The organism is Micromonospora sp. NPDC050417 (genome assembly GCF_044458865.1).
In the GTDB taxonomy this organism is placed as follows: domain Bacteria; phylum Actinomycetota; class Actinomycetes; order Mycobacteriales; family Micromonosporaceae; genus Micromonospora_G.
The window spans coordinates 1-7,693 of the sequence record NZ_JBITIH010000053.1 but is presented as its reverse complement, the minus strand read 5'-3'; the positions used below and the strand labels follow the sequence as shown (position 1 = coordinate 7,693).

Here is a 7,693-nt window from a genome sequence, read left to right as displayed (position 1 = left end):
CGCCGCCATCTGGCACAACCGGACCACCGGCCAACCCGTGACCAGGTCCCTGATCGCCTACGACCACTGACCAGAGATAGGACTTACTCGTCTAGCGTGCTGCCATGAACTCGACGAAGAGCGAAACCGCCGTCAGATGGGGTCTGCGGATCCACGTTCTCTGTTATGTCGCCGCGAATGTGATTCAGGTTTTGGTGTGGTGGCTGTTCACTCCCGAGCAACACTTCTGGCCCGTGTGGTCGATCCTGGGGTGGGGCGTCGGGCTGGCGTTCCACATCTGGGCGGTTGCCTCCCCGCCCCGTGGCAGCCGGCGGTACTGACGACCGTCGGCTTTCCCCGGGTTCGCGCGTGAGCTGATGCTCGGCGCGAGGCCAGTCAGCGGTTCGCGCAGCGGCTGGCCGCCCGCGACCCGGCGTACGTCGGGCGTTCGAACGAGTCTGCGAGGTGCGGGAGTCGTTCCAGGACGGCGGCCCCGAACACCTGCGGGCCGGCCCGACAGCTCGCCGAAGAGCTGTCCCGGACCGGCCCGCAGGCGACGGAGGCGCAGTCAGCGAACGGTCTCCTCGACCGCCTGCTCGATGAACGCCACCGTGGTGTCCGGATGCGAGACGAACACGAGGTGCGAGGCACCTTCCACCCGCTGCACTGTGGCACCGGCCCGCTTGGCCATGAACTCCTGCGCCGCCGGCGGGATGATCAGGTCGGCGCCGCTGACCAAGTTGTAGGCCGGGATCGTGTTCCACGCCTGCGGGCCGGACGTGGGCTCGCCGAACGCGGCAGCGGCAGCCGGGCGCTGCGCGATCGCGTACACTGCGGCGTCGCTGGCGGGTACGTCCGCCGCGAACCGGAGGTGGTAGACGGCCGGGTCGATGTACAGATCGACCTGCCCGTCGGGCAGCGGCACCGCCTTCAGGGACTCGTTCACCGTACTGCCCGGGAATCGGGCGACCAGTTCACCGACGGCCTCCCCGGTGTCCGGAACGAACGCCGCGACGTAAACCAGCGCCCGCACGTGCTCGCTCCCGACGGCGGCTGCGGAGATGACCGCACCACCGTAGGAATGGCCGACCAGGACGACGGGGCCCTCGATGCTGTCCAGCAGCGCCTTGACAGCGGCCGCGTCGGTGGCGACGCCGCGCAGTGGGTTCGGTGCGGCGATCACCGGGTACCCGCCGGCCAGCAGCCTCCGGATGATCGCGTCGAAGCCGCTGCTGTCGGCGAAGGCACCGTGCACGAGTACGATCGTCGGCTTCGTCTGTCCAGCCACCATGGCGTCCCTCTTTTCTCCGGTCCTGACACGCTCGTCGACATCGACGCTAGAAGCGTGTTGTGGACAGGGACTGAACGCGTGGTCCCCGGGAACGCCGGACCGTCAAGTTGCCGTCAAGTCGGCCAGCCTGCCGTTCGACTCACCGCGATGTCAGGTTGATCACAACCGGGTCTGGGTGTTCCGGCTGGACGATCCGCCCCTCGGCCACGACGATGATCATCGCAGGGTGCCCCGTACGTGCCAGTTCGCTGGCCTTCGCCGTGCCTACGACTCCGGCACGCGCGAGCCAGCAGCGTTTGAACGGCCGAGGCTAGCGCGTAGCCTTCCCCCAATACCCACCCGGTCTGAGGAAAACTCGATGGCGGACGCCTCCCCCTCCCGACGGAGCCTCGGAACAGAACCGACGCTCGTGGTGCCCGCTACCGCCGGACCCGTGGCCCGTCCGATGGGTGGCGCCGCCTCGCTGACCTTCCAGGTCCTCGGTCCCTTGCGGGTATGGCGTGACGGCGTCGAAGTCGACACCGGGTCGCGGCAGCAGACCTACCTACTGGCCCTGTTGCTAACGCATGCGGGTCGACCGATCAGCGCTTCTGAACTCATCAGCCTGATCTGGGACGACAGCATGCCGACGTCGGCCCTGAACATCGTGCACAAATACGTCGGAACGTTGCGACGACTACTCGAACCGAACCTGTCCGCTCGGGCGCCTGGCTCCTACCTCCACCGCCGCAGCAGCGGTTACCAGTTCGATGACAGCCAGGTGGCACTCGACCTGACTGAATTTCGTCAGCTCCTCGGCCTTGCCCGCGCCGCACTCGACGCCGACCAGCTAGAGGAGGGAGTCGATGCGTACGAGGAAGCACTGTCGCGGTGGCGAGGGTCCGCGGGTGACGGGCTAGCCCTCAGCGTCAGCGCCGGCCCCTTGTTCGCCTCGGTCAACCGCGAACTGCTCAACGCCTGTGTGGAGGCCGCCCGCGTTATCGTGCCTCGCGGTCACGCTGAGCGCATCGTGCAACCCCTGCGCCTGGCCGCATGGATCGCGCCCTTCGACGAGACTATCCAGTCGACGCTCATGACCACCCTGGCGGCCTCGGGACGACAGGCGGAGGCCCTGTCCGTCTTTGACACGGTGCGAGCAAGGCTGGCCGACGAGCTGGGCGTCGATCCTGGTCCAGCGCTTCGCGAGGCGCAGCGACAGGTTCTTCAACAGGCTGAGGCCGTGACTACACGGCGCTTCGCCAGCCTCTTCCCACAGGTCGCGCGTGGCTCCGAGTCCGGCGTGCGCTCCTCGAACAGAACGCGAGAACGTGCCGACAGCCGACCCGATCGCCTCGTGGGGCGACAGGAGGAACTTGCCCTCCTCCGTCATGCCGTCGACTCGGCCGTCCTCGCCCGAGGGCAGGTCGTACTCGTCGAGGGTTCACCAGGAGTGGGCAAGAGCCGGCTGCTTGGCGAAGTCACCGACGAGGCCGCCGCGGACGGTGCCCTTACCTTCTGGGGTCGATGCCAGGACGGTGAGGGCACCCCGTCGATGTGGCCGTGGGTCCAGATTGTCGAGGCCATGATCGCGGCGCTGCCGGAGGACGACCGGGCGCCTTGGACCACCGAACTTGGGGACCTGCTGCAACGCCCTACGCGGGGTGTCGAAGTCCGGACCCGGCCAGACGCCCGAGCGCAGTTCCGTCTGTACAGCAATGTCGTCGCACTGTTCGGCGCAGCCGCTGCACGCCAGCCCTTGGTGGTGGTCGTGGATGATCTTCACTGGGCAGACCCTGCCTCGCTTCAACTGTTCGCACACCTTGCCGAGTCGCTCCCGGCCAGGAGCGTGTTGGTGGGCAGCCTGCGTGGCCACGCCCCGACGCCCAGCCAACACGTGGGGCGCATGTTGGCGGCGGTCGCTCGACAAGAACACCACCGACGCATCGCTCTTGGTCCCCTCGACCCGTCCGATGTCGCCGAGTTGGTGCGCCAGGAGACCGGACAGTCTCCAAGTCCCGGCGTCGCCCGAAGCATCCAGGCCCGCACCGAAGGCAACCCCTTGTTCGTGCGCGAGCTCGCGAGATTTCTGGCCAAGGAAGACCACCTGTCCGACCAGGCGGCAGCCCAAGCCGCCGTCCCGTCCACCGTGCGCGACATCGTTCGGGACCGGACGAGCAGGCTCGACGACGAGGAACGTCGTCTCATCGAAATCGCGGCCTTGATGGGCCGCGACATCGACGTCCGCCTGTTAGCGAGCGCGTCCGACCTCGACGCGTCGCAGTGCCTCACTCGCCTGGAGGCCCTTGAAGCACTCGGCCTGGTCGAAGCGACCACTGGCTCCCTGGGAGACTGGCGGTTCGTGCACGACCTCGTGCGCGAGTCAGTGGCCCGCTCGACGAGCCGATCAGATGCAGGCCAGTTCCATTTGACCATCGCGGCGGCGCTCGCGCAGACCGAGGAACTGGCCGAGCGTCACGGTGAGGCACTTGCCCACCACCTGAGCGCGGCGGGCCCGCTCGCCGAGCCGAAGCGGACGGCGCAAGCACTGGTTGTCGCCGCACGCATTGCGGCAAGGCGATCTGCCTACGAGACTGCGGAGAAGCATCTCGACACTGCGGCCCGAATCGCACGCAGCGCCGGACTCCTCGACCTTGAGCTGACCGCGCTCACCGAGCTGACCGCCGTCGCGGGTATCCACGCCGGTTTCGTCGGAGCCATCATGGATCATCTGGGCCGCGCCGAGGAGGTCGCGCGGTCGCTCGGCCACGAACGGGAGGCTACCGGCTTCCTTTTCTCCCGGTTCCTGGCTCATGCCCAGGGCATCCAGCTCGCGGCTGCTGGGCGCCTCGCGCGCCGCCTGCTGGATCGTGGGCAGCGCTCCTCGGACCCGGTCGTCCAGGCTTCCGGCCATCACGCGTGGGGAGTCCACCAGTGGAGCTCTGGCAACGTCGGTGAGGCCTACCGGAACCTGAGCCAGTCCGACGCGCTCATCCGTGCCCAGCGAGACGCCGAGCCGCTGCGACACCGCCTGCAGATGATGACGCCGGTCATGCTGGCGCTGAACACCGCGCTACACGGCGACCTGGTCGCCGCGCGCCGGCTCTTTGACGTGGTGGAGTCCGACGCCGGCGACGACCCCTATGCCATCAGCATTTGGGGCTCATTCGTGGTCACCGCAGCAGCCGCCGCGGGAGACTCCGTCTGGGCGCTGCGGGCCGCTGAGACGGCGATCAACGCTGATCCGGACTTCTCCTTCACGTTCTCCGGCAGCTACCCGCGGCTCGCGAGGCACTGGGCGAGGGCCATGTCCGGCGGTGACCCAGTCACGGCGGCCATGGAGGTGGAACGCATCATCGAGACGAAGTTGGTCGACCCACCTCGATCGAACCTGGCCACCTGGTACGCACTTCTTGCCGAGATTCAGCTCTGCGCCGACGATCCCTCCGCCGCCATGACCGCATTGGACAAGGCCGAGACGTTCATCGACATGTACGGCGAACGGTATGCGGAGGGCCTGGTTTTCCTCATCCGCGCGAAGGCACTCCAGGCCGGCGGGAACGTCCAGTCCGCCGTGCGCGCCGCCCGTCGAGCGCTCATCCTTTCGCAGGAGCGCGAAGCCCACCTTTTCGCGACGCGCGCCAACGACTTGCTCGCCGAGCTCAGTCCGGGCCGATGATCTCTGATATCACCGTGCGTCCGCCGCACCTTCGTGGCCGCGCAGGCGGGTGGCGGTGACGGCGGCGAGCTCCCACAGCGGCTCGGCCGCCTCCGGACGGGCTGCCAGGGCGTCCTCCAGGCGGACCCGCCAGCGGCCGGCCTCGACCGCCTCGGCGTTCGCGACCGTCGGCCACTGGAGCCGGGCGCGGGTGTCGGTGAGTTCTCGCCGGTGCTCCGGGCCGAGGATCGAGGCGAGCCGTTCACTGACCCAACCGAAGACCTCGTCGGTCTCGGTCGCCGCCACGAAGACCCGAGCGGTGTCCCATGCCACCCGAGGGTGGTGAATGACCTGTGGCATCGCAGCCCTCCTCAACACAGGAATGCTGCGACCATCGTCTATCCGTACATCGACCGTTGACAAGGTGGCTGAACAGACGAGATTCGCCTGTCACCCGGTGGCGGCCAACATGCGTTTGTCGGCGGTGCTCGTGCCGTACGACTCGATCACGACGGGGGCGTCGAGCAGCGCGCCGATCGCGGACGCCCAATGCGCGGGCCGGTCGAGCCGCGCCGGCCGGGCACGGCCGAGCAGGGAGGTCAACCGCTCCTGGTACGCGAGGTCGCCGCGCTCGCCCGGCACCACCCGCTCCAGGAACGCACCGTCGACTACGTACTCGGGACAGATGGCCAACTCCGGTGCCCGACCCGGGGCGTCCAGATGGGTGACCGCGAGCGCGTCGACACCGCCGGCAACCTCGACCGCGTACCGGTGGGCGACCGCGTCGAAGTGACCGACCCGGAACGGACCCTGCCACCGTCCGGTGGCGTTGTGCCGGTCGGGCAGCGCCCGGGTCAGTGTCGAGTCCTCGGTGACCAGCGGCCCGGCGCCGTGCCGGGTGGTGTACGTCCGCACCACCCCCAGTCGCCGCGCCTCGTGACCCGCCTCGGTCAGCAGCGTCTCCGCGTTCGTGAACGTGGTCGTCGACCAGGTGGTGTACGGGTGCCACCCGAACCACTCGTCCAACAGCACCCCCTGCGCCCCCTCGAAGACACACCGGCCCGCGTCGAGCAGCTCTCGCCGGGTCGCCGGCCCATCCACGATGGACACGATCGTGCCGAACGCCCGGAACACCGACACCACGTCGTCCAGTGGTGGCCCACCCAGCTCGCCCAGCTCGTCGGTGAGTCGGTCGCGTACGGCCACCAGGCGGCGTCGCAGCCGGGGCGGGTCGAGCGTGTCACCGACCCGAGGGGCGTCGGCGTGACGCTGGGCGTACGCCATGGTCTCACCGACCCCCATGCCGCAGGAGCCGTGCCGGCTCGCCCCCCGACCCCGCTCGCGCAACCGGTTCGCGGCAACGTGCCACGGGGTGCTGAGCAGTGCCTCGGCGTCGACGGTGAGCAGTCCGAACGGGTCGGGTACGCCGATGGCGTTGAGCTGCTCGGCCTCGGCGGCCAGGGCCAGCGGGTCGACCACCACGAACCGGGAGAGGTGGGTGGGCACCCCGTGCAGGGTGCCCGACCCGAACTGGGCGAAGGTGTGGTGGCGCCCCTGCGGCGTCACCACGTTGTGCGCCGCCTGGGCGCCCCCGTTGAACCGGATCACCGCGCCGACCGGTCCGTCGGCGCATAGCAGGTCGACCACCGTGCCCTTGCCGGCGTCGCCGTAGCCGAGGTCGACGACCACGGTGTGTCGGCCGGGGCCGGTCACAACCGCACCAGCCCGTCGTCCGGGCCGTCGGTGTCCAGGCCGTCGGGCAGGCTGGTCCGGACCACGCCGGCACGGGACGGGGCGCCGATGGTCGCCAGCGCCCTGCCGACCGTGCCGGTCGCGGTCGACCCGATGTCGTCCAGGTCGTTGAGCCCTTCGGCCAGGTCGATGGCCTCCTCGCCGAGGCCGACGGTGAGCGCGATCGTTTCGCAGACCGCGTCCAGGTCGTCCAGTTCGATGACGTGCTGGCCGAGCAGCCGGCGCCAGTAGCCGAGGATCTCCGGGTCGCCGGCGTAGCTGGCCCCGCTGGGCAGGATGTAGTAGACCTCGAAGCGCTGGCGCAGCTCGGCCACGATCGCCGCGACCGGGATCGGCTCGGCGAGTTCGTCACCGATCCACCGGCGTACCTCGGTCGGTTTCACCTGTGGGTAGGGCAGTTCGTCCCCGATCAGGAACAGGTAGCCACGGCGGCCTCGTCGGTCGACACTGTCCAGGCTGGTGTGTCGGGCCATGAAGTACATCGCCAGTTCGTAGGACTCGGTGCGCTGCCCACCGCCGCCGCCCTCCAGCACGATGCTGCCCAGGTCGTCGTCCATCCGGTTGTCCGACTCGAACTGCCCGATCTGCAACGGCACCCGGTCGCAGGTGGCGTCGCCGATCGCACCGAACATGATCTGCGGGTCGGTCGCGTACCCCTTGCGCATCAGCAGTCCGAAGAGCTCCGGCAACTTGCCCTGCAAAGTCCGGGGTACGTTGCCCATCGAACCGGTGACGTCGAAGAGCACCGCGATCGGTGTCGACCGGGGGTGCTCGTCGCTGTCCCGGCTCTCGCGAACGTCGACCCCGCGCGGGTCGAGCCGTTCGTGCACCTGACGGGCCCCGCTGTCGCTGTACGCGAACGCGCTGCGCCCCGTGGCCGCGCGGTAGCTGGCGGCGGCGCCGTACACGTCGGTCGACCAGTGTCCACTACCCATGATCAGTCTCCTGTGCGTCCAGTAGGGATAGGTGGTTGATCAGATGTTTGGTTGATGGCTTGTTTCGCAAGCTCGTCGTCGCTTGCCGGTGGAAGTCCGGTC

The 7,693-nt window shown here is 68.9% G+C and carries 6 protein-coding genes; 2 read left to right on the top strand and 4 right to left on the bottom strand.

Going from position 1 to position 7,693, the window contains the following annotated elements; all coding sequences use genetic code 11:
• Window positions 1-104 precede the first annotated feature (104 nt).
• Window positions 105-320, top strand: coding sequence for a 2TM domain-containing protein (locus tag ACIBF5_RS32445; RefSeq protein WP_396816713.1), 216 nt, complete (start codon window positions 105-107; stop codon window positions 318-320).
• Between the two features lie 227 nt (window positions 321-547).
• Here ACIBF5_RS32445 and ACIBF5_RS32440 read toward each other — a convergent pair whose 3' ends face one another.
• Window positions 548-1,270: an alpha/beta fold hydrolase gene (locus ACIBF5_RS32440; RefSeq protein WP_396816712.1), complete on the bottom strand. Its 723-nt coding sequence runs from the start codon at window positions 1,268-1,270 to the stop codon at window positions 548-550.
• A 358-nt stretch (window positions 1,271-1,628) separates the two neighbouring features.
• Here ACIBF5_RS32440 and ACIBF5_RS32435 point away from each other — a divergent pair, with 358 nt between their 5' ends.
• Window positions 1,629-4,925 carry an AAA family ATPase gene (locus tag ACIBF5_RS32435; RefSeq protein WP_396816711.1) on the top strand — a complete coding sequence of 1,099 codons (3,297 nt, stop codon included), beginning with the start codon at window positions 1,629-1,631 and terminating at the stop codon, window positions 4,923-4,925.
• Window positions 4,926-4,934: 9 nt separating this feature from the next.
• On the opposite strand, the gene ACIBF5_RS32430 is transcribed toward ACIBF5_RS32435, so the two are convergent.
• The 3 genes from ACIBF5_RS32430 to ACIBF5_RS32420 all read right to left on the bottom strand — a co-directional run bounded on the left by ACIBF5_RS32430 (window position 4,935) and on the right by ACIBF5_RS32420 (window position 7,591).
• Window positions 4,935-5,264 (bottom strand): hypothetical protein, encoded by a 330-nt coding sequence (locus ACIBF5_RS32430; protein WP_396816710.1) that lies wholly within the window; start codon window positions 5,262-5,264, stop codon window positions 4,935-4,937.
• Between the two features lie 90 nt (window positions 5,265-5,354).
• Entirely contained in the window at window positions 5,355-6,617 is a 1,263-nt protein-coding gene (locus tag ACIBF5_RS32425; RefSeq protein ID WP_396816709.1) for an adenylosuccinate synthetase, read from the bottom strand.
• Entirely contained in the window at window positions 6,614-7,591 is a 978-nt protein-coding gene (locus ACIBF5_RS32420; RefSeq protein ID WP_396816708.1) for a hypothetical protein, read from the bottom strand. The genes ACIBF5_RS32425 and ACIBF5_RS32420 overlap by 4 nt, the downstream gene beginning before the upstream one ends.
• Window positions 7,592-7,693: the final 102 nt, after the last annotated feature.